The sequence below is a fragment of the Edaphosphingomonas fennica genome, from assembly GCF_003034225.1.
GTDB classification, from domain to species: Bacteria; Pseudomonadota; Alphaproteobacteria; order Sphingomonadales; family Sphingomonadaceae; genus Sphingomonas_E; species Sphingomonas_E fennica.
Genome location: NZ_PHHF01000071.1, coordinates 59,285 through 78,827, shown reverse-complemented (window position 1 = coordinate 78,827; position 19,543 = coordinate 59,285). Strand labels below are relative to the sequence as shown.

The following is a 19,543-nucleotide window of genomic DNA, read 5'->3' as shown; positions in this document are numbered from 1 at the left end:
TTCCCGCTTGCCGCCCGGCGATGCCGCCCAGGCGTGAAGCCGCCTATCGCGCCGCCAGCCCGCGCGGCGCGGCACCATTCGGGCGCCGCGCCGGGGGCTGCTGCGGCTGCTGTTCCACCACCACGGGCTGGAGCTGGCGCTTGCCCGCCAGCGCCATGCTGAGCTGCACGGCAGCATTGGGCGTCATGTTCGATACGATCATCGCGGTCGAACGCTCGCGCATCCGCCGGGCGATCTCGGTCTGCACGTCGAGATCCAGCCGCTCGAAGATCACCGCCGCCTTGGCGGGCTTCATCGTCTGGTAGATGCGGGCGAGATCGTCGTAGGAATCATTGCCATCGCTGCCCTGGGCACCGCCGCGCCCCGAAGACGACGCCGGCTGCGCGGCTTCCGCCTGGCGCTGGGCGAGATCGGCCTTCAGCCGCGCCTCGCTGGCGCGCAGCGCCTGTTCGCGCAGGTCGAGCCCGCGCTTCTGATCGGCGATCGCCTGATCGCGCTCGCGCACGCTCTGCTGGATCGATGCCCCCAGCCGGCTGGCCGGCGCCGGCTGCTCGGCCGTGGGGGCCGCGACCGCCACGGCGTTGGCGATGACGGAAAGGCCCGCCACGCCGGCGGTAAGCGACAGGAGCGAAGGCTTGCGCACCAGATCGCGGACCACGCCGGGAAGCTGCCCGGCCACCCCGCTCATGCGCGAGAAAAGCGAAGGAGGCGGCGCCATCACGCGGCTTCCGCCACCGTCTCGGCGGGGATCGCGCCGTCATCGGCGACGGCCGCCACCGCCGGGCGCGGACGCTTCGGCTTGGAGCGCGAGCGCTTGCGCGGCGCGGCGCGCACGACCGGCTGGTCGATCGCCGCTTCGGCCGCGGCCTCGGCGATGGCCTCGGCAACGACATCCGCTTCGTCGGCCGGCTGATCCTTGCGATCGGATGCGGTGGCGGCGGCGTCCATGATCCGTTCGGCCACGGCATTGCCGATGCCGACCATCACCGAAAGCTCGTCGCGCAGCGCCTCGCCCGAAGCGATGACGCGCGCATTGGCGGCGCCGTCGGTGGCCAGCAGCGTCTTCAGCTCGCCCAGCACCGCGCGGGCCTGGCCGGTCGCGCGATCGAGCTGCGCCACGGTCTCGCCGAGATCGCCCGACTTGATCGCCCGGAAGCTGCGCATCATCCGCGTGCACTGCACCAGCACCGCCGCGCACAGCAGCGTCAGAAGAAGATTGGTGAAGACGGCGAAAGTCATTTGGGGAAGCCTTTCGAAATGTCGGTCGCAAGCCGGATGGCGATGTTGCTGCAGCGCTGTCCGATATGGGCATGGCCCAGCGGCACGCCGCCGCAATGCACCTCCAGCGGATCGTCGGGCCCGCGATTGAGCGCGAGCGTCTGGCCGACGGCCATGTTCATCACGTCGTGCAGGCGCATATGCTTTTCGCCCAGCACGACATCGACGACGACCTCGGTATTGAAGAGTTCGGCCGCCATATGCGCTTCCCAGATCCGGTCGCGGCCCAGCTTCTCGCCCATGAAGCGCTGGAGCAGCTTGGTGCGGACCGGCTCGATCGTCGCATAAGGCAGCAGGATGTTGAACTTGCCGCCGCGCCCTTCCATGTCGACGCGGAAGGTGGCGACCGCGGCGATGTTGGAAGGGCCGGCGATCGCCGCGAAGCGCGGGCTGCTCTCCACGCGCTCCAGCTCCATCGTCACCGGCTCGATCGCCTCGAACGAGGCCGAGAATTCGTCGAGCGCGAGCTGGACCATCTTCGACACCAGCATGGTTTCGATGGTGGTGAAGGCGCGCCCGTCGATGCGGACGGCGCCACCGCCCTTGCGGCCGCCGAGCAGCGCATCCACCACGGCGTAGATCAGGCTGGAATCGACGGTGACGACACCGTAATTCTCCCATTCCTTCACCTTGAACACGCCGAGCATGGCGGGCAGCGCCACGCGCTTCATGAACTCGCCGAAGCGGACGGAGGTGATCTCCTCCAGGCTGACGTCGATCGCGTCGGACGTGAGGTTGCGCATGCTGGTGGCGAAGGTGCGCACCATGCGTTCGCACACCACCTCCAGCATCGGCAGCCGTTCGTGGCTGATCGTGTTGGATTCGATGACGGCCTTGAGCCCGCTCTTCTGCGCGGGTTCCAGCGCGGCATCGAAGCCGAACAGCGCGTCGATGCCCGCCTGGTCGAACGTGACTTCGGCCCCGACCGGCAGCACCGGCGGTTCGGGCAGGGCGAAATCCTCGAAATCGTCGCCGCCGCCGCTCATTGCTGGACGAGGTCCTGGATCAGCACGTCGCGGACGACGCCGACACCGAGCACATTGGTCGCGCGCGACATCATCTCCTCCTTCACGCGGAACACCGCCGCCGATCCGTTGAGGTCGTCCGGCCGCAATTCGCGAAGGAAGGGCTGGAGCGCATCGAGGATCACCGGCAGCTTCTGCCTCACCTTCTCCGACTTGCCGGCATCGGCCGCGACGATGATGAAGCGCAGCTTGAGGAAGCGGGCCTGCGCGTCGCTGCTGCGCAGGTTCACGATCATCGGCGGCACTTCGACATAGGCATCGCTGCCCGCATCCCCGGCGGCGGAGGCCACGTCCTCGCCCTTGTCGCCGCCGATCAGTGCATAGCCCGCGACCCCGCCGCCCAGCACCAGCGCGGCGACGGCGATGATCTTCGCACGCTTGCCGAAACGCCCCGCAGGCCTGGCCTCGATCGGCACCGCTTCACTGATTGCATTGCTCTGCACGCATTCACTCCCTTGGAGCCGCCGGTCCCGGCCCGCCTAAATCGGCAGGCGGCGCACCGGGAACCGGATTTCCCTCCTATTATAGGATGAGCGTGCGGCAACTTTTGCCTGGCGCCAAAAAGGTCTCGATTTTTCCGAGGTGGGTTGATGGACGTCTCATCCTTTGTGCTGCTCAGCCATGAACAGGCGCTCAGGCGGCGGCTGGACGTGACCGCGAACAATATGGCGAACACCTCCACCGTGGGCTTCAAGCGGGAACAGCCGCTGTTCCACGAATATGTGGAGAAGACGAAGGAAGCCCCCGTCGAGGACGCGAAGAAGACGAGCTTCGTGCTCGATTACGGCGCCGTCCACGATGCGAGCCAGGGCGCCTTCCAGGCGACGGGCAACCCGCTGGACGTGATGATCGACGGCCCGGGCTACATCAATGTCGAGGCGCCGGGCGGCGGCGTCGCCTATACGCGCGCGGGCTTCATCAAGATTCTGGAGACCGGCGATCTCGCCACCTCCGGCGGGCAGCGCATCCTCGACGAGAATGGCCGCGCCATCAACGTGCCGGACGACCAGAAGACGATGGTCACGATCGCCGGCGACGGCACCGTGATGGGCCGCGACGGGCCGCTCGGCCGCATCGCCATCACCACGTTCGACGAGATTAACGTGTCGCCGCGCGGCGACGGGCTGATGGAAGGCACGCGCGGCCGCGTGCTCACCGCGCGCGAGGCCAGGCTGAAGATCGGCGGCGTCGAGGCATCGAACGTGCAGCCGATCGTCGAGACGACGACGATGATCGATATCCTGCGATCCTACCAGACCAGCATGCGCATGACCGAAAGCCTGAACGACATGCGCAAGCAGGCGATCGACAAGCTCGGCCGCGTCAACTGATCCCCCTTCAATTCCTTCACTGAAAGGTTGAACCCATGCGCTCTCTTTCCATCTCCTCGACCGGCATGCTCGCGCAGCAGACCAATGTCGACGTGATCTCGAACAACATCGCCAACATGAACACGACCGCCTTCAAGCGGCAGCGCGCCGAATTCCAGGACCTGCTCTACCAGCAGGTCTCGCGCCCCGGCGCCTCCACCAGCGCGGACGGCACGCGCGTGCCTTCGGGCATCCAGATCGGCGCCGGCGTGCGCACCGGCGGCGTCTATCGCATCTCCGAACAGGGCGCGATGACGCAGACCAGCAACCCCTACGACCTCGCCATCGACGGCGAAGGTTATTTCCAGATCACCATGCCTTCGGGCGAGACCGCCTATACCCGCGCGGGATCGTTCCAGGTTTCCGACCAGGGCGAGCTGGTGACGACCGACGGCTATCGCATCGAACCCGCCATCACCATTCCGCAGGGCGCGGTGGACGTGGTGATCTCCAAGACCGGCGAGGTCCAGGTGAAGATGGCCGACCAGACCGAGCTGCAGACCGTCGGCCAGCTCGAGCTTGCGACCTTCGTGAACGAAGCCGGGCTGGAGGCCATGGGTTCCAACCTGTTCCTGGAAACCGCCGCATCGGGCCAGCCCAACGTCGCCATTCCGGGGGAGCCGGGCTTCGGCGTGCTGAACCAGGGCTTCCTGGAGGCGTCGAACGTCAATCCGGTGTCGGAGATTACCGCCCTCATCACCGCGCAGCGCGCCTATGAGATGAACAGCCGGGTGGTGAAGACCTCGGACGAGATGCTCGCCACCAGCGCGCAGCTTCGCTGACGATCATGGCGCTGCTGCTTTCCATCGCGCTGGCCGTGGCGGGCGCCCCGGCCCCGGCCGCCGCCCTGCCCGCTCCCCCGCCCGCCACGGTGCAGGCGCCGGTGCTGGCGCGCACGATCGAGAAGGGCGAGCTGATGTCCGCCGCCGATTTCGAGACCGCGCCGCTCGGCCCCAATGCGGCGCGCGGCGCGCTGCCGCCGGCCGCCGCCGCCGGCAAGGAAGCCGCACGCCGGCTGATGGCGGGCGCGATCGTGAAGGGCACCGATATCGTGATGCCGCGCCTCGTCCGCCGGGGCGAGGCCGTAACCATCGCGGTGGTTTCCGGCGGGCTGACGATTACCGCCCCCGGCCGCGCGCTGACCGACGGCGGCAAGGGCGACGCCGTGCGCGTCGTCAGCCTCAGCACCAACCGCACGCTGGATGCCGTGGTCGACCAGCCGGGCCGCGTCCGCATCGCCGGGCAATGAAAGGGTCAAGGGACATGAAACGCATCGCATCGGCGCTGATGATCGCCACCCTGCTTTCCGGCTGCAGCGTCGCGGACCGGCTCGCCAATGTCGGCCGCGCGCCGAAGATGTCGCCGATGGACGATCCCACCGCGCCGATCATCGAACCGTCGCTCGGCAACCAGGCGGCCGCCCACCGCGCCGGCCAGGCATCGCCGCCCGAACCCCAGCCGACGGGCGCCTCGCTGTTCCGCACCGGCGCGGGCGCCTTCTTCCGCGATCAGCGGGCATCGCGCGTGGGCGATATTCTGACGATCCGGATCAACATCCAGGATCGCGCCAGCTTCGACAATTCCACCGCGCGCACCCGCGACGGATCGGAAAATGCCAGCCTTGGCCGGCTGTTCGGCCTGGAACCCGGCAATCCGGAGCTGGTGGGGGCCAATTCGGCTTCCAAATCGACCGGCAGCGGCAACACCACCCGCAGCGAGCAGATCAACATGACGATGGCCGCGCTGGTGACGGGCGTGCTGCCCAACGGCAACCTGCTAATCCGCGGCCGGCAGGAGATGCGCGTCAATTTCGAGCTGCGCGAGCTGATCGTCTCCGGCGTCGTCCGGCCCGAGGACATCGCCCGCGACAACAGCATCGCCCACAGCAAGATCGCCGAAGCGCGAATCAGCTATGGCGGGCGCGGCCAGCTCACCGACGCGCAGCAGGCCCGCTGGGGCCAGCAGATCTACGACGCGCTGTTCCCGTTCTGAACGCAGGGGCCGGGGAGGAAACTCTCCGGCCCTCCGCACGAACGGCCGCCGTGGGCTTTCCTCGATCCGGCGGATATTTGGGCGTTTCGAATCTGTAGCTTGGCGGGCGCACCATGCCCTCGCTAAGGCGGCGGCATGAGCATCATCGCCACCATCATGAACGCGGCCACCGGCCAACCCATCCAGAAAATGACCTTCGGCCGCATGCCCAAGCCCTGGGTGAGCCTCACGCTCGAATCCGGGGAGAAAGTCACCGCCGAACGGATCGATGTCGGTAAGCCGGCGCCCGGCAAGTTCGTTGCACCTGTCGAGATCTGGGTGCGATCGAACGGCTGACACTGTCACCGAATGATTGCAATCCCAGTCACTTGATCCAACGGATGAATTTTCCAGAAATATTCCTGCATGGATATTTCAAATATCTGCCAAAATAATCCGGCCAGTCATCGCCGAAATACTCGAACGAATTTGTCGGGTCCATCTAGGGCAATACGCTGACCATAGGTATTTGCCCCGATTGCGTGAAGCGCTGATCTGGCCGCTATCCGGATGCGGTGGAGGCAATGTGCAGAACCGGTGCAGCCAGCGCCTTCACGCGGCGATCATGTGTCGGCCCAAGCCGAAGGCGCCGCGCTTGCGACATGTCGGCAACGTCACGACAGTGAACGCCGACTTTGCTCGTGGTGCAGCGCTTGGCCGCCATCCAAAAGCAGACATTCCTTCAGTGGCACCTGCAGTCCCTAAGAACTGCCAATTTCCGGCATAATCCGATGAGGATGCCCTGATACGGATGCGGTTCCGCCCAACCCTATCGGCTTCTTAATTGGATGATGCTATCGGCTACCTTCAAGGTTTGGGGGAGAGAGGGGCATGAATCAAGTCAGGAGATTGGGCTGGGTTTATTTCGTCGGCTTCATCGCGGTTGTCGCCATCGGTTATGTGCCGACCTTTCACGATGCGCAGGGCAACTTGTTCGGCCTGTTCAAGCTCGACCTTTATGACGACAGTCTTCACCTGGCCTCGGGCCTGTGGGCGGGCGCGGCGGCGGCGATCTCTTATGGCGCGTCCCGCCTTTATTTCCGGCTGTTCGGTCCCCTCTATTTTGCCGATGGCGTTCTCGGCCTGTTGACGGGCAGCGGTTATCTGGACGGTGGCATCTTCCTTTATGGGCCGCTCGATCTGCCGTTGACGACACGGTTCTTCGCCAATCTTCCGCACCTCATCATCGGCGGCGTGGCGATATGGATCGGCTATCGGCTGGCCGCGCGCGTCTCCGCACTGCCGGCGTGAAACGCCGCTGGAAGATTGCGCTCGGCCTCGGTGCCGTCGCCATCGCGGCGATAGCGGCGCCGATGGCCTATATCGAGATCGGCTGCCGATCCCCGATGCCCGGCCTCGTCCAGGGAGATTATCGATCGCTGCTTTCCGAAAGCGATCGCCGTCCCGAGGCCCGGACATGGCTCACCTATCCCGAATGGCATATCGTCTATTCGGCCGACAGCCTGGGCCGTCATCTGGCGGCAGGCCGGCCGCCCAGCAGCTATCCCTATGGCACGGATATCGCGGCCTTCTGGTCAAGCTTCTGCGCGCTGAATGGCGTGACCCGGGGGAAAGGCGATGCCGGCGACGCCAAGATCATGATCTATACGATCGGGATCAGCTATACGGCCGAACTCGCCATCAAGGCGGCTTATGAGCGGACGATCGGCCGCTTCGCCGAATGGTTCAGCGGCTGGACCAGCGCGGACGATCGGCATGCCGCGCGCACCCAGCAAGCCTATGGCGCCTTCATGCATGAAACGCCGTGGTATCGCTTTCCCTTCGGCGAAGCGCTGACCGAGGGATGGCGGACTAAAGAAGCCGATCTATTGTTCCGACATTGGGAGCGCCGCTTTGCGCTGACGGCCGAATATGGCGTCAAGGCGGGCTATGCCCGGCTGATCGACAGGGCGAGCGGTGCGGCGCTCGGGCGGGATGCCCTGACGATCCGTTTCGTGGCGCGGGCGACGCCGCAAGCCCTATTGGCGATCGATTCCCAGCTGAAGCCGGTGCGCACGCTGCCCGGCGGACTGGTGGAGGTGGAAGCCCCCCGATACGCCCAGTTCAGCGCGTTGCTGGCCAAGCTTGCGGCATCGCCGGTCACGCTGGTGGAAATCGCTGGCAATGACGACATCTTCCTCACCGCAGCGCTGCCCCGGGGCAGGATGTCCGGGCTGGGGAATACCGGCCTGCTGTTGTCGATGCCGCTTGGGGAACGGCCAGGATGGCGGCGCATCGGCGTTTCGACCAAGGTGGCCGCGCTTCTGCCGACCATGCGGCGGATCGAGGCTGCCGGTGGCACGATCGAACATGTCTACGATTATTAGACGCGGAATGCGGGTGGCCGCGCAGCTCGGGCTGGTGCTGGGCGGCTGGCTGGCGATCATGGCGGGCCTGCCTTTTGTCGGTCCGGCCGGGAGGCAGGTCGCCGTCGTCGGCGATGCCGCGCATGCCGCCAGAGCCATCGCGGCGGCGGGCGGAGTCGTTGTCGAGCGCCGCCGGGGCGCGACTCTCGCGCGCTCCGATGACCGCGGATTCGCATTGGCGCTCTATCGCCACGGAGCGCCGCTCGTCATCGAGGGGCGGATCGCGGCGGGCTGCTTCAGCCGGTCTGCAACCCGGTGACGGCCGGCGCATAGCGCGCATACCAGGTGTTGCTGAACAGCCCGTCCGGGTCCCAGCGGCGCTTCTCGGCCAGGAAGGCCGGCAGCTCCGGATAGGAACGCACCAGCTGCGCCGTCGTATAATGCAGCTGGTAGGGCAGGAAAAAGCGTCCGCCCTCCCGATCGCACAGATCGATGAGATCGCTGGTGAGCCTGGCCATCGCCGCCGTGCCCCCGGCATCGGCCGGCTGGTTCAGATAGAGGACAACCGAGAATGCCGGCTTGGGCGCATAGCTCAACGCATTGGCCTCCGCCCCCACGGCCCGGATCGAGGCATTGACCAGATTGACGTCCCGTTCGCGGAACAGCGCCCGCATGCCATCGATGAACGGCACGAGGCGATCCCGCGGTACGAAATATTCATGCAGGATGTCCGTCTCGCGCGGCAGCGCGTCGCGCAGATAGGCGACGCTGTCGTGCATCGGATCGTTGCGCGAGACGAGGCAGGCTTCGCCGTCCCCCATCGCCTGCGCGCGTGGGATGGTGCAGCTTTCCAGGCGATGTTCGACATTCTTTTCCGCCCACCACTTCGCCGCCTTGAAGAAGTCGTTGCGCTTGGAAAGATTGACGGTGAGCCGCCGCAGCTTGGTCGACGACACCTCTCCCAGAGGCGCACGCGGCAGCGATTGATCGGCCGGTACCTTGCGGTAGGCATAAACGAGCGCCTCCTGCAGCAGGCTGCCGGGTGCGGTCGACAGATGCGTGTAGGTGAGGCCAATGGCCGGATCGGCCTCGATCGCGGCGAAGGTCTCGGGGAAATCGCGATAGCTGATCAGGCTTCGTTCGGATCGGTAGACGTCATTGGGAACGACTTCCAGCTCGGCGGACAACAGCACCCCGAACAGCCCGTATCCCCCTACCACATGCGCGAAAAGATCGGCATTCTCCGTCCGCGAAGCGGTCACGATACGACCGTCGGCCAGCATCAGCCGCAGGCTGCGGATCGAACCCATTACGGCACCCGATTGGTGATCCATGCCATGCGCGTTGACTGAGATGGACCCGCCGACCGTGAAGATGTCGGTCGACTGCATCGCCTTCACCGCGAATTGCGGATGGATCGCGTTCTGGATCGCGTGCCAGGTCGCCCCCGATCCCACCGAAACGGTGCGCGTCTTCGCATCGAGCCGGATCGCGTTCAGCCCCCGCATGTCCAGGATCACACCCCCGGCACGGAATGCCTGCCCGCCCATGCTGTGCTTCATGCCGGCGGCGGTCACCGTCAGCTTATGCGCCCGCGCATAGGCGAGCGCGCGGGCGACGTCCGCCTCATTGCGGACGGCCACCACACCGGCAACCGGCGTGCGGTTCAGGCAGCTCGCATCATTGATCGTGCCCGCCCGCTGCGCCCAATTGGGCTCCGCCACGGCTGCCGGCACGCCTGCCAAAGCGGAAAGCGGCGGCAGGATACCGGCGCAATCCTTCGGCCCCGTGGGATCGGCGGCCAACGGCAAGGCATAAAGGGCGGCACCCCCGGCCGCGAGCGCAACCACGGACACGGTGACCAACAGCTTATGTCGCCTCATCATTTCCCCCTGTCCGGTGCGGTCGCTGCGTCCAAGGCCCCAAAAAACGCCGCAGGATCCTCGATATGCGGAATATGTCCCACGCCCGGCAAGCGCGTGAAGGATCTTGCGCGGGTCAAGGCGGCTATATGTTCGCCCTGAGCCGGCGGCGTCACCGTATCGGCGGCGCCCCAGATGATCGCGACCGGTCGCGCGATCGCGGCCAGCCGCTCGCTGCGACGGCTCCATCCGCCGTCATCCGCGGCGAACAGCACCGGCAGCCACGTTGCATAGTCGGCCGTGGTCCCCGGTCGCCGCATCGGCTGACGCAACGTCGTGATCCAGCGGTCCGTCATATCCTTGCGCCACCATGCTTCTCATGAGCGGGCCGATCGCCCATGGGTTTGTTAGGGTGACAGATGTCAGCGGCTGCGCGATAACGGCGGTCGACAACGTCCGTTCGACAAGGCTCCCCGAGCCAACTGGATCGAGCTTGCCCAGGGCCGCATCGACCAGAATCAGGCTGCGCACTTGCGCTGGCGACCTTAGGGTCAACTCCGTCGCGGCACCGGCACCGAAGCTGTGGCTCACGACGACAGCGGGCTGATCGGTGGATGCCTGGAGCACTTCGCTGAGGCGAGCTGCTTGGCTCACGCGGTCGTATCGAGCTGCCGGATCCCTTGCCGAATAACCGAACGGTGGAATGTCCACCGCGATGACGCGCCAGCCTTGCCTTGAAAGATGAGCGGCTACATCGCGCCAAAAACCGCTCCAGGCCGCAGTGCCATGGACAAGTAGAATAGGTGATCCGTCGGCCCGGCCGCTGATCGTGATGGCAACGGCACCAAGTGACGTTTCGATCAACGTCGTGCTTGGAGGAATCGAGGCGTCGGATTCGCGAAACCAGGCCAGCAGCCGCAAGCTCGCCAACAGGATCAGGAACGCAAGGATCAGCACGCCCGACGCGAAGATTGTTCTTCTTAGCAAGCGCCTCATCCGCTCCCCTCCCCCTGGAATCGAATATGAGAACAGGCATTACAAAGCCATTGCCAGATTATAAAACCAGCGAACTTTCAATGCGATTTGGCAGTTGCCGCCGACAAAGCGGCCACCTCAAGTTCAAAATCGGCTGCACAATAGCTGTCATCGGTTCGGAATGAGAACGATGACCGGTTTCGGGAGGCAACCAGAGGCCGGAACGGCGGCTTTAAGCGCCTGCCAAACGAACTTCGAACGTCCGGAAAGTCGACGAGTAGAGACGATCAGTTGTCCGTTTCGGTCATCCACGATGGGATATCGCGCCGGACACGAAGCACGCGCCAGACGTCAATATGATCTTCCCGCTCAAGATCGGAAACGAGATAAGGAGCCAGCGTTCGGAAACGGTGAGCATGACAGTATCTGCTCCGCGTCGGTATCCGATACCGTCGATAAACCGTCAGCCTGTCTGTTTTCCAACGGAAATTTCTGAATGCCTGCGGACGCTTCCGGAAGGGGTAATGGTGCCCAGGGACGGAATCGAACCGCCGACACCGTGATTTTCAGTCACGTGCTCTACCAACTGAGCTACCTGGGCAGGAAGCGTTGGAGCGCGGCCTATAGACAAGGCTGCTAGGGCCTGTCCAGCCCGTCTTCGACAATTTCTTGCCCCTCCGGATCGCTGGCCGGGCCGGGGGTGCGATAGGCCTCGCCGAGCCAGTTCAGGAGATCGCGATCGCGGCAGCCCTGGCTGCAGAAGGGGGCGTGCGCGGGGGTGGCGGGAGCGCCGCAGAGCGGGCAGGCGCCGCGCTTACGCCGGGAGGGGGCCGATGTGGACATGCCCGCTTGATATGGCGAGCGAAGCCTCGCTTCGCAAGGCGAGCGGAAGGCCGCGGCGGCGCTCCAGCAGCGCCTGCCAATCCGGGCGCGCCGCGATCACGGCGATGACGGCGGGCGCGGCGGCGATCTGGACGGTGCCGGCACCGGCGGTGCGCTCCGCCCGGCGCAGAAGGGCGCGGGCCGCAGCAACGGCCGGTTCGCTGCGCAGCAATTCGGGCAGCGAGGCGCGGCTGCGGCGGCGGACGATCTGGAGGAAGCCGAAGCCGTTGACGGCCGTCCGCTCGAACGGCTGGGGAAGCTCGGCATCGACGGCGGCGGCGGCGGCCTGGCGATCCGCCTTGGCGCCGACGGTGGGCAGATCGATGCCGATCGAGCCGCTTATGCCCATCCGGCGGATGGCGCGGGCGGCAGCGCGGGCGCCGGCCACGGCCAGCTCGGCCGGCGGCAGCGGGCCATCCACGTCGAACAGGGCCATGGCCGGCGTGAGGGAGAGGCGGAGCGCACCGCCGGGAAAGGCGATCTCGCCGGTCAGCGCCTCGTCGAGAAGCTCGGACCAGCCGGCCGCCTCCAGGCGATCCTCGCCATGGCTGGCGAGACGGACGACGGGGATACCGGTGGCGGCGATCCGCTGGAGGAGATCGGGGCCGTCCGTGGGCAGCGCATCGGGCAGCGCGGCGCGGGCGATGGCGCGCTTCGGTCGGCCGGGTTCGGGAATGGCGGCGCGAGTGATCTCCACCAGCAGGCGGGCGCCTTCGGTGACGCCGCGCGGCGGCGGCTCGATCAGCGCCTCGCCGCCCTCGCCTTCCAGCGTGACGACGGCGCGGCGGCCGGGAATGAGGACCTTGGTGAGCCGGGCCGGAATGACGGCGCCGGCGCGGGGGCCCGCGTCGTCGGGCTCGATCGCGGCTTCGAGGATGCGGCCCTGATCCACCAGCGCGGCCCGCGCCTCGCCGATGCCGTCCTCATAGAGCCATTCAGCCAAGATCGCCTTCGCCGGGCATCACGCCGCCGGCTTCCAGCAGCGCGCGGGTTTCGAACAGGGGCAGGCCGACGACGCCCGAATGGCTGCCGGAAAGGAAGCGGACATAGGCTTCGGCGCGGCCCTGTATGGCATAGCCGCCGGCCTTGCCGTGCCATTCGCCGGACCGGAGATAGCGATCCACCTCCGCTTCCGTCAGCCGTTTGAAAGTGACGATCGAGACGGATTCGCGATGGCGGGCGCGGCCCTCGGCGTCGATCAGGCTGACGGCGGTGATGACGCGGTGGCGGCGGCCGGAGAGCAGTTCCAGGCAGCGGCGGGCCGTGGCCTCGTCCTCCGCCTTGGGCAGGATGCGGCGCCCGGCCGCGACCACCGTATCGGCGGCCAGCGTCACGCAGCCCGGATGCCGCGCGGCGACGGCGGTCGCCTTTTCGGCGGCCAGCCGGCGGGCATAGGGCAAGGGCAGTTCGCCGGCGCCCGCCGTCTCGTCCACCTCCGCCGGATCGACGGCGGCGGGCACGATACCGAGGCGGGCAAGCAGTTCCAGCCGGCGGGGGCTGGCCGAGGCGAGGATCAGGGACGGCATAGGCGGCCCCCGGCCGATCGCCCGAGACGGCCGATCACTTGAAGCGATAGGTGATCCGGCCCTTGGTCAGATCATAAGGCGTCAGTTCGACGAGCACTTCATCGCCCACCAGCACGCGGATGCGGTTCTTGCGCATCTTGCCGGCGGTGTGGCCGAGAATCTCATGGTCGTTCTCAAGCCGGACGCGGAACATGGCGTTGGGCAGCAGTTCCACTACTTGCCCGCGCATTTCGAGCAGTTCTTCCTTAGCCATCAGGCCCCTTGATGTTAGAGTCGCGTGGAGAAAAATCGCGCCGCCTTAGCGCCAAGCAGCCAAAAAGGGAAGGTCGACGATGCGGCCTTCGCGTTTTTCGGGCATCCGGCGGCGGCCCATTTCCAACGAAGTTGAGGAAGTTGAGGATATAGAACGCATCTTCAACTTCGCGCCCGATATGGTGATCCGGCGTGCCGGAACAAGGCGAATCCGCCCCGTCCGGGGACGAGGCGGATCATAACGCAACGCAACTATTGTAGGACAGGCCGGCCCCCTGCCCCGCCGTCGCGGGATCGGGGGCCGGCGGATATCGGCCCGAACGACGGGCCGGAGCCACTTCAGGCGGCGAGCCGGCCGGCGCCATGGCCGCCGCCGCGATCTTCCGACCCGATCCTGAACTGGGATGCCTGTTCGGAAAGCGCATTCACCTCCGAATTCAGGTTGCGCGCGGCGGCCGAGGTCTCCTCCACCATCGCGGCATTCTGCTGGGTCGACTGATCCATCGTCGAGACCGCGACGCTGATCTGCGAGATGGCCGACGACTGGGCCTGGTTGTCGCTGGCCATGCCATCGAGCAGGCCATGCACCTCGCCCACGCCCTCGGCGATGCTCGCCAGCGCATTGTCCACGCGCTGGACGGCCTCGACGGCGGTGCCGATGTCCGTCTGGGTGAGGGTGAGCTGATCGCGCGCCTTCTTGGCTTCCTCCTCGGCGCGCATGGCAAGCGCGCTGACGAGATCGGCGACCACCGCGAAGCCGCGGCCCGCCTCGCCGGCGCGGCCGGCTTCCACCGCCGCGTTCATGGCGAGGACGCGGGTCTGGAAGGCGATCTTGTCGACGCCCTCGATCACCTCGTCGATGCCCTTGGCGCTTTCGCGCACCCGGTCCATCGCCTGCACCGCCTCGTCCGCCACGTTGCGGCCGCCGCTGACGGTGGAGATCGCCTGATCGGCCCGCTGCACGGTGCGCGTCGCGGCCTTGGCGGTCGCCTTCAGGCGATCGTCGATCTGGGCGAGCGCGGCGGAGGTCTCCTCCAGGCTCGCCGCGTTCGCCTCGGTGCGGCGGGCGAGATCCTCGGATGCCTGGGCGATTTCCTGCGATCCGGTACGGATGGCGCCGGCGCTCTGCATCACCGCGCCAATCATCCGGCGGAGACCCGTGACGGCTTCGTTGAAGTTGGCCTTCAGCACGGCATAGGCGCCGGGGAAGTCGGTCCGGATCTCGGCCGTGAGATCGCCGTCGGTGAGGGCCGCGAGCCCATCCCCGATCGCGCTGGTGATGAGCTTCTGCTCCTCGGCGGCGCGGGCATCGGCGGCGGCGCGATCGGCGGCCGCCTGGCGGAACACGTCCGCCGCGCGGGCCATCGTGCCGATCTCGTCATGGCGGTCCGTCTGCGGCACGGCGAGATTCTCGCCCTTGGCGAGGCGATCGACCGCGGTGCTGAGTTCCGCCATCGGCCGGCCGATGATCGAACGCGCGGCATAAAAGAGCCCGGCGAGCGCGGCGCCGACGATCAGGATGCCGCCGACGATGAGCTGCCATGCCAGGCTGTTCGCCGGCGCGTTGATCGTGGCTTCGGGCACGTCGAGCACGACCGCCCAGGTGGTGTTGAGGCCCTTGAACCGGACGGGCCGGATGGTGCGTTCCACCGCGACGCCGCCGATGTCGATGTCGTCGAGCGTGATCGTCTCGCCGCTGGCGATCGCGGCCTTCACCTTGTCCAGCCCCGGATCGGCATAGGGCTTCATGCGCAGCGCCGCATCGGGATGCGCGACCCACATCGCCTGGTTGGAAAGCAGCATGACCTTGCCGGTGCCGAACGGCTTCAGCTTGCCGAGGCGCGCCGAAATGTCATCGAGGGCGAGATCGACTCCGGCCACGCCGACGACCTGGCCGTCCGCCTTTATGGGGATCGAAATCGACGTTATCGTCACGGGCTTGCCGTCGACTTCCTCGACATAGGGTTCGATCAGCGAGGGCAGGCCGCTGTCACGCGGCGTCTTGTAGTAATCGCGGCCATATTCGCTGCGACCGTTCATCGGCTGCAGCACGACATTGCCCGCGCTGTTCTTGACCCAATAGGCCATGAACTCGCCGGTTTCCGAACCGGGGCGGCCGACATTGGCGGCATCCTGGCCATCGAAGCCATTGGGTTCGGCGACGACCCAGCTTCCGAGGATCAGCGGCGACGCATCGATATTGGGCTTGAGCGTCGCCATGGCGAGCCCGCGATCGCGGGCGCCGGCCTGGCGGAGCGTGGCGACCGTCGCCGTCATCGAACGGGCGGTGGCCTCGACGCGGCCAAGCTCGGCCTCGAGCGCGTTGGTTTCGGAATCCGCCTGCGCGGTGGTGGCATCGCGCGACAGCGTTTCGACCACCGAATTGGACTGGTAGATGATGAAGGAAAAACCGAGGACGAGCAGCAGCCCGATCGATAATCCGGCCACCGTCATCAATTTGCCGGCGATGGCCATCCGGCTGAACATTGCGTGCATAACGTTCACCTGCGTTCGGGCCACGATCGAGCGGTGACCTCTTTATCTGGGTCGGCCGGTCCATCGGGAATGCATGGGCGACCGGGCATGGCGCGGGTGGCGATCGCGGAGGATCGGCACCCTAGGTTCATTATATGAAGGGCACGCGCCGCGGCGGGCGATCCGGCAGCGAATATTACGCATTTTCAGCATGAGCCGATCGGGAATGGCGTCATGAAGGCCATATCGCGCATGTCCGGGGCCTCGACATGCGCGAACGCCCGCTTGCCGACCGGCGAGCGGGCGATTTCCATGCGCGGCGGGAAACGGCCGGCCCCCGGCCGTGGCGCCGCCGCCGCCCCTCAGTTGCGGCCGATCGCGCTTTTCAGGAGCGACATCTGCTTGCGGTAGAGGTTGGTCATCGCCGTGAAATCGGCCTGCACCTGCCCCATCTTCAGCAGTTGATCCTCGATCGTGACGTTATTGCCGTCGGGCTTGGTCTCGGTCGTGTCGCGATCCAGCACGACATTGCTGCCCGCCTGCGGCGGCCGGGCGCCAAGCGCCGCCATGCCGCTGGTCAGGCTGATGCGGGGGCGGACCACGCGGGGAGCGCCGCGCGTGCCCTGCGCCGCCAGCAGTTCCGAAAAATCGGGCGCCTCCACCTCGCGCGCCTTGAAACGGGGGGTTTCGTTATTGGCGATATTTTCCGCGATGACGCGCTGGCGTTCGGCCAGATGCTTCATCGACTGGTGGATGCCGGTGAGGAGCGTGGGCGCGGTGGCCATGGCTGTTTCCTTGTTCCCCGCGATCAGGCGCCGCCGGTGAGGCGGGTGAGCGCGGCCTGATAATTGGCGAGCTGGCGCTGCTGGTAGGCCGAACCCTGGCCGTTGAGCGTGCCATCGACCTGAGCGGCCTTGGTGGAATCCCAATAAAGCGAGCGATAGGCCGTCTGCGTCATCGAGATGGCGGATTCGAGCTGCTTGGCGGCATAGGCCGCGTCCTTGGCGTTGAGCAGGTTGAGCGCCGCGCTGAGATTGAGGCCGAAGGTGCCGCCGGGCTTCACCTTCGGGTCCTTGTCGCTCGGCGGCTTGTTGGCGGCAAGGCGGGTCGATTCCATGCCGAGCTTGACGAGCGCGTCGCGGCCTTCGGCCCCCGCCACCAGCTCGACGGAGCGGCCCGCCTTGGCGGTGACGCGCAGCTTGGTGACGCCGTTGATCGTCGTCGCCATCACGCTCGCGGCATTGCCGGTGATCTTCGATATCTTGGCCGCGAGCGACTTCATCGTCTCGCCGGCCTCGATCACCACCTTCTTCACCCGGCCGCCATCGACGCTGACGCTGAATTCGTCGCCCGCGCGCAGCGTCGTCTGCGAAGTGAGCGTGGTCGTTTCGGCGGGGTTCACCGTGCCGCGCGTGAGGCCAAGCGCGCCCAGCGCCGTATCGCCGCCGGTGGCGGCGGAGACCAGCACCGGTTCGGTCTGCTGCGTGGCGCGGCCGAACTGGCGGGTCGTCTCGATCGCGCCGGTGGCGGCGTCGATGCGGCTGACGAAACCGTCGACCGCGCCGGTGCGCGTGCCGCCGAGATCGCCGGTGGTGCGGCCGCCGACATAGAGCGCGCCGTTCATGTAAGCGACGCTGTCGATCTGGTCGCTGCCGGCCGAGGCGATATAGGTGGTGCTGGCGCTGCCGAGCGCGGTATCGATGCGGGTGACGAAGCCGTCGCGGCCGCCCGCCATGCCGTTCACCTGCGCGCCCGCGATCGGCGCGATGGTGGCGCCGACCACGGCGATCTCGCCCGTATCCGAAACCGCGATCGCGCGCGCATCGGCGGTGCCGAGCGTGATCGACCCGAGCTCGGTCGAAAGCGCCTGCGGATCGACCTGGCGGAGCTTCGCGGTGCCGCCATCCTCCTTGGTCAGGATCAGGAGCTTGCCCGATCCGTCGACCGCCAGCGCCGTCACCGTATCGGCGCCGCCGCTGTCGATCGTCAGCCGTTCCTGCACCTTGCCGTTGGCATCCAGCCGCGCGACATAGGCATCGCCGCCGCCGGTGGAGGCCTTGCCGCCCACGAAGATCGACCCGTCGGGACCGACCGTGACGGCGGTGGCGCTTTCATTGCCGACCTTGGCCACGGTGGTGGAGAATATCTCCGCCCCGTCGGCGCCGAAGCGGGCGACCAGCATGTCGCTGTCGCTGCCCTGCACCGTGCCGGCGACGACCAGATCGCCATTGGGCGCGATGCTGATCGCGGCGCCGCTCGATTCCCCGGCCAGCCCCAGCGTGCGCTGCCAGACGACCTTGCCTTCGCTGTCGAGCTTGGTGAGGAACAGATCCTTGTCGCCATCGGCGAGGTTGGCGCCGAGATCGCCCTCGGTGGTGCCGACGACATAGCTGTAGCCCTGCGCATCGGTGACGATCGCGCCCGCGCGCGTATCGGCCAGCACCTGCGCGGGCTTGGGCGCGTCGGCCCCGCTCGTCCCCGTCTTCTTCGCATTATTGGCGGAAAGCGCGGCCTGCGCCGTGCCTTCGCGATCGATGCCGGCGATCGATCCCGAAATCGAGCGGTCGAGATTGCCGGCGGGATCGTCGAATGTCAGCACCTGGACGCTGGCCGGCGCGTCGAGCGCGGTCTGGCCGGTGACGACCATCAGCCGGTCGTCGCCGCCCACCTGATCGATCGCGATGCGTTCCGACCCGCTGACCTTGAGCGTGAGGCCCCATTTGCCGTCATGCTTCTCGACCGCGAAGCTGGAATGCCAGCGCGCCTTGGGGTCGCCATTCTCGTCGAGGACGATGTTGCCGGCCGTATCGCGCATCGGCACGGCGGCGATGGCGGCGTTGATCGCGGCGGCGACGGAATCGAGCGTCGGCGGCTGCGTGGTCTGCGAGAGATCGACCGTCACGCTGTCGCGGATCGATCCGCGCGACAGATCGATCTTCAGCACCTCGTTGCCGGTGAGGCCGGGGACCGCGGCGTCGCGCGCGGTGCCGACACCCTTGGCGATCACCTGATAGGCGTCGGCGCTCGATTTGACGCCGACGCTCTCGGTCATGCTCGTCGGCCGGCTGAAGGAAAGGTTGACGAGATCGCTGGGCGCCTGGCCGAGATAGGCCTTGAGATCGGCCAGCCCCTTGGCGAACGTCGCCTCCAGCGACTTGCGCTCGCTGGACGAGGTGGTGAGCTTGGCCGCGCTGTCGGCCAGCACCTTGAGGTTCACCAGCGCCTTATAAGCGGTGAAGGAGGTCTGGATATCGGGCAGGTCGCCCAGGTCGGTGCCCGCGCCCTTGTCGATGATCGTGCGCATCGCCTTGATCGCGGCGATCTGTTCGGACGGCGACTTGGCATCGGTCTTCACCTCCCACGGCGCGGTGACGACCGGCGTGGTGAAGGCGGCCTTGGCCTTGATGACGGCGGCGCTGTCGAAGGTCGTGCCCGAACCGCTCTGGAAGCCGTTGGTGCCCGAAAGGAGACTGAGACCGACCAGCCCGCTGGACAAATTTATCGTCAAAATTTCCTCCGCCGATCGGGCCCGTGCCGGGCTTCCTCCTATAAGATAGAGGG

At 66.8% G+C, this 19,543-nt stretch carries 22 protein-coding genes and 1 tRNA gene; 8 read left to right on the top strand and 15 right to left on the bottom strand.

The window, feature by feature from the left end; genetic code table 11:
• Positions 1-43 precede the first annotated feature (43 nt).
• From CV103_RS17000 to CV103_RS16985, 4 genes are read right to left on the bottom strand one after another with little or no spacing between them, the layout of a single operon-like run.
• Entirely contained in the window at positions 44-718 is a 675-nt protein-coding gene (locus CV103_RS17000; RefSeq protein ID WP_107395631.1) for a MotE family protein, read from the bottom strand.
• Complete coding sequence (locus CV103_RS16995) at positions 718-1,239, bottom strand: DUF6468 domain-containing protein (protein ID WP_070934591.1); 522 nt, start codon at positions 1,237-1,239, stop codon at positions 718-720. The genes CV103_RS17000 and CV103_RS16995 overlap by 1 nt, the downstream gene beginning before the upstream one ends.
• On the bottom strand, positions 1,236-2,264 hold the full coding sequence (fliM, locus tag CV103_RS16990) for a flagellar motor switch protein FliM (RefSeq protein ID WP_015458101.1): 1,029 nt from the start codon (positions 2,262-2,264) through the stop codon (positions 1,236-1,238). The genes CV103_RS16995 and fliM overlap by 4 nt, the downstream gene beginning before the upstream one ends.
• Positions 2,261-2,746: a flagellar basal body-associated FliL family protein gene (locus CV103_RS16985; RefSeq protein WP_107395630.1), complete on the bottom strand. Its 486-nt coding sequence runs from the start codon at positions 2,744-2,746 to the stop codon at positions 2,261-2,263. Before CV103_RS16985 ends, fliM begins: the two co-directional genes overlap by 4 nt.
• 147 nt (positions 2,747-2,893) lie before the next feature.
• Here CV103_RS16985 and CV103_RS16980 point away from each other — a divergent pair, with 147 nt between their 5' ends.
• The 8 genes from CV103_RS16980 to CV103_RS22950 all read left to right on the top strand — a co-directional run bounded on the left by CV103_RS16980 (position 2,894) and on the right by CV103_RS22950 (position 8,329).
• On the top strand, positions 2,894-3,634 hold the full coding sequence (locus CV103_RS16980; RefSeq protein ID WP_015458103.1) for a flagellar hook-basal body complex protein: 741 nt from the start codon (positions 2,894-2,896) through the stop codon (positions 3,632-3,634).
• Between the two features lie 35 nt (positions 3,635-3,669).
• Entirely contained in the window at positions 3,670-4,455 is a 786-nt protein-coding gene (gene flgG / locus CV103_RS16975; protein WP_015458104.1) for a flagellar basal-body rod protein FlgG, read from the top strand.
• Positions 4,456-4,460: 5 nt separating this feature from the next.
• Positions 4,461-4,922, top strand: coding sequence for a flagellar basal body P-ring formation chaperone FlgA (gene flgA, locus CV103_RS16970; RefSeq protein ID WP_070934593.1), 462 nt, complete (start codon positions 4,461-4,463; stop codon positions 4,920-4,922).
• A 14-nt stretch (positions 4,923-4,936) separates the two neighbouring features.
• A complete protein-coding gene (gene flgH / locus CV103_RS16965) occupies positions 4,937-5,665 on the top strand; it encodes a flagellar basal body L-ring protein FlgH (RefSeq protein WP_015458106.1) in 729 nt (242 codons plus the stop codon).
• A 135-nt stretch (positions 5,666-5,800) separates the two neighbouring features.
• Positions 5,801-6,001 (top strand): hypothetical protein, encoded by a 201-nt coding sequence (locus CV103_RS16960; protein ID WP_084653277.1) that lies wholly within the window; start codon positions 5,801-5,803, stop codon positions 5,999-6,001.
• A gap of 534 nt (positions 6,002-6,535) precedes the next feature.
• Positions 6,536-6,955, top strand: coding sequence for a DUF4383 domain-containing protein (locus CV103_RS16955; RefSeq protein ID WP_070934594.1), 420 nt, complete (start codon positions 6,536-6,538; stop codon positions 6,953-6,955).
• Complete coding sequence (locus CV103_RS16950) at positions 6,907-8,031, top strand: hypothetical protein (protein WP_245896925.1); 1,125 nt, start codon at positions 6,907-6,909, stop codon at positions 8,029-8,031. The genes CV103_RS16955 and CV103_RS16950 overlap by 49 nt, the downstream gene beginning before the upstream one ends.
• A gap of 13 nt (positions 8,032-8,044) precedes the next feature.
• Complete coding sequence (locus CV103_RS22950) at positions 8,045-8,329, top strand: hypothetical protein (RefSeq protein WP_245896924.1); 285 nt, start codon at positions 8,045-8,047, stop codon at positions 8,327-8,329.
• On the opposite strand, the gene CV103_RS16945 is transcribed toward CV103_RS22950, so the two are convergent.
• From CV103_RS16945 to CV103_RS16895, 11 genes are all read right to left on the bottom strand, one after another.
• The gene (locus CV103_RS16945; protein WP_245896922.1) at positions 8,307-9,893 is read right to left on the bottom strand and encodes an FAD-binding oxidoreductase; all 1,587 of its coding nucleotides are present in this window, start codon (positions 9,891-9,893) and stop codon (positions 8,307-8,309) included. The genes CV103_RS22950 and CV103_RS16945 overlap by 23 nt on opposite strands.
• On the bottom strand, positions 9,893-10,192 hold the full coding sequence (locus CV103_RS22945; RefSeq protein ID WP_342749175.1) for an alpha/beta fold hydrolase: 300 nt from the start codon (positions 10,190-10,192) through the stop codon (positions 9,893-9,895). Before CV103_RS22945 ends, CV103_RS16945 begins: the two co-directional genes overlap by 1 nt.
• The gene (locus CV103_RS16940) at positions 10,128-10,868 is read right to left on the bottom strand and encodes an alpha/beta fold hydrolase (protein ID WP_245896918.1); all 741 of its coding nucleotides are present in this window, start codon (positions 10,866-10,868) and stop codon (positions 10,128-10,130) included. The genes CV103_RS22945 and CV103_RS16940 overlap by 65 nt, the downstream gene beginning before the upstream one ends.
• A 504-nt stretch (positions 10,869-11,372) precedes the next feature.
• Positions 11,373-11,448 (bottom strand) — tRNA-Phe (locus CV103_RS16930).
• A gap of 35 nt (positions 11,449-11,483) precedes the next feature.
• Positions 11,484-11,690 carry a DNA gyrase inhibitor YacG gene (locus CV103_RS16925; RefSeq protein WP_015458107.1) on the bottom strand — a complete coding sequence of 69 codons (207 nt, stop codon included), beginning with the start codon at positions 11,688-11,690 and terminating at the stop codon, positions 11,484-11,486.
• The gene (locus tag CV103_RS16920) at positions 11,662-12,672 is read right to left on the bottom strand and encodes a ribonuclease (protein WP_107395628.1); all 1,011 of its coding nucleotides are present in this window, start codon (positions 12,670-12,672) and stop codon (positions 11,662-11,664) included. Before CV103_RS16920 ends, CV103_RS16925 begins: the two co-directional genes overlap by 29 nt.
• A complete protein-coding gene (locus CV103_RS16915; RefSeq protein WP_015458109.1) occupies positions 12,665-13,255 on the bottom strand; it encodes a Maf family protein in 591 nt (196 codons plus the stop codon). The genes CV103_RS16920 and CV103_RS16915 overlap by 8 nt, the downstream gene beginning before the upstream one ends.
• Positions 13,256-13,289: 34 nt before the next feature.
• Positions 13,290-13,508, bottom strand: coding sequence for a translation initiation factor IF-1 (gene infA, locus CV103_RS16910; RefSeq protein WP_003049127.1), 219 nt, complete (start codon positions 13,506-13,508; stop codon positions 13,290-13,292).
• 338 nt (positions 13,509-13,846) lie between these two features.
• Entirely contained in the window at positions 13,847-16,003 is a 2,157-nt protein-coding gene (locus CV103_RS16905) for a methyl-accepting chemotaxis protein (RefSeq protein ID WP_107395627.1), read from the bottom strand.
• A gap of 341 nt (positions 16,004-16,344) precedes the next feature.
• Positions 16,345-16,767 (bottom strand): flagellar biosynthesis protein FlgB, encoded by a 423-nt coding sequence (locus CV103_RS16900; protein ID WP_015458111.1) that lies wholly within the window; start codon positions 16,765-16,767, stop codon positions 16,345-16,347.
• A gap of 23 nt (positions 16,768-16,790) precedes the next feature.
• A complete protein-coding gene (locus tag CV103_RS16895) occupies positions 16,791-19,490 on the bottom strand; it encodes an NHL repeat-containing protein (RefSeq protein ID WP_245896917.1) in 2,700 nt (899 codons plus the stop codon).
• Positions 19,491-19,543 lie beyond the last annotated feature (53 nt).

Excerpts from the sequence above, each read along its gene's own strand:
- CV103_RS17000 (WP_107395631.1), bottom strand. The coding sequence starts at position 718 with ATGGCGCCGCCTCCTTCGCTTTTCTCGCGCATGAGCGGGGTGGCCGGG.
- CV103_RS16995 (WP_070934591.1), bottom strand. The coding sequence starts at position 1,239 with ATGACTTTCGCCGTCTTCACCAATCTTCTTCTGACGCTGCTGTGCGCG.
- fliM (WP_015458101.1), bottom strand. The coding sequence starts at position 2,264 with ATGAGCGGCGGCGGCGACGATTTCGAGGATTTCGCCCTGCCCGAACCG.
- CV103_RS16980 (WP_015458103.1), top strand. The coding sequence starts at position 2,894 with ATGGACGTCTCATCCTTTGTGCTGCTCAGCCATGAACAGGCGCTCAGG.
- flgG (WP_015458104.1), top strand. The coding sequence starts at position 3,670 with ATGCGCTCTCTTTCCATCTCCTCGACCGGCATGCTCGCGCAGCAGACC.
- flgA (WP_070934593.1), top strand. The coding sequence starts at position 4,461 with ATGGCGCTGCTGCTTTCCATCGCGCTGGCCGTGGCGGGCGCCCCGGCC.
- flgH (WP_015458106.1), top strand. The coding sequence starts at position 4,937 with ATGAAACGCATCGCATCGGCGCTGATGATCGCCACCCTGCTTTCCGGC.
- CV103_RS16960 (WP_084653277.1), top strand. The coding sequence starts at position 5,801 with ATGAGCATCATCGCCACCATCATGAACGCGGCCACCGGCCAACCCATC.
- CV103_RS16955 (WP_070934594.1), top strand. The coding sequence starts at position 6,536 with ATGAATCAAGTCAGGAGATTGGGCTGGGTTTATTTCGTCGGCTTCATC.
- CV103_RS16950 (WP_245896925.1), top strand. The coding sequence starts at position 6,907 with ATGGATCGGCTATCGGCTGGCCGCGCGCGTCTCCGCACTGCCGGCGTG.
- CV103_RS16945 (WP_245896922.1), bottom strand. The coding sequence starts at position 9,893 with ATGAGGCGACATAAGCTGTTGGTCACCGTGTCCGTGGTTGCGCTCGCG.
- CV103_RS22945 (WP_342749175.1), bottom strand. The coding sequence starts at position 10,192 with ATGCGGCGACCGGGGACCACGGCCGACTATGCAACGTGGCTGCCGGTG.
- CV103_RS16940 (WP_245896918.1), bottom strand. The coding sequence starts at position 10,868 with ATGAGGCGCTTGCTAAGAAGAACAATCTTCGCGTCGGGCGTGCTGATC.
- CV103_RS16925 (WP_015458107.1), bottom strand. The coding sequence starts at position 11,690 with ATGTCCACATCGGCCCCCTCCCGGCGTAAGCGCGGCGCCTGCCCGCTC.
- CV103_RS16915 (WP_015458109.1), bottom strand. The coding sequence starts at position 13,255 with ATGCCGTCCCTGATCCTCGCCTCGGCCAGCCCCCGCCGGCTGGAACTG.
- infA (WP_003049127.1), bottom strand. The coding sequence starts at position 13,508 with ATGGCTAAGGAAGAACTGCTCGAAATGCGCGGGCAAGTAGTGGAACTG.
- CV103_RS16905 (WP_107395627.1), bottom strand. The coding sequence starts at position 16,003 with ATGCACGCAATGTTCAGCCGGATGGCCATCGCCGGCAAATTGATGACG.
- CV103_RS16900 (WP_015458111.1), bottom strand. The coding sequence starts at position 16,767 with ATGGCCACCGCGCCCACGCTCCTCACCGGCATCCACCAGTCGATGAAG.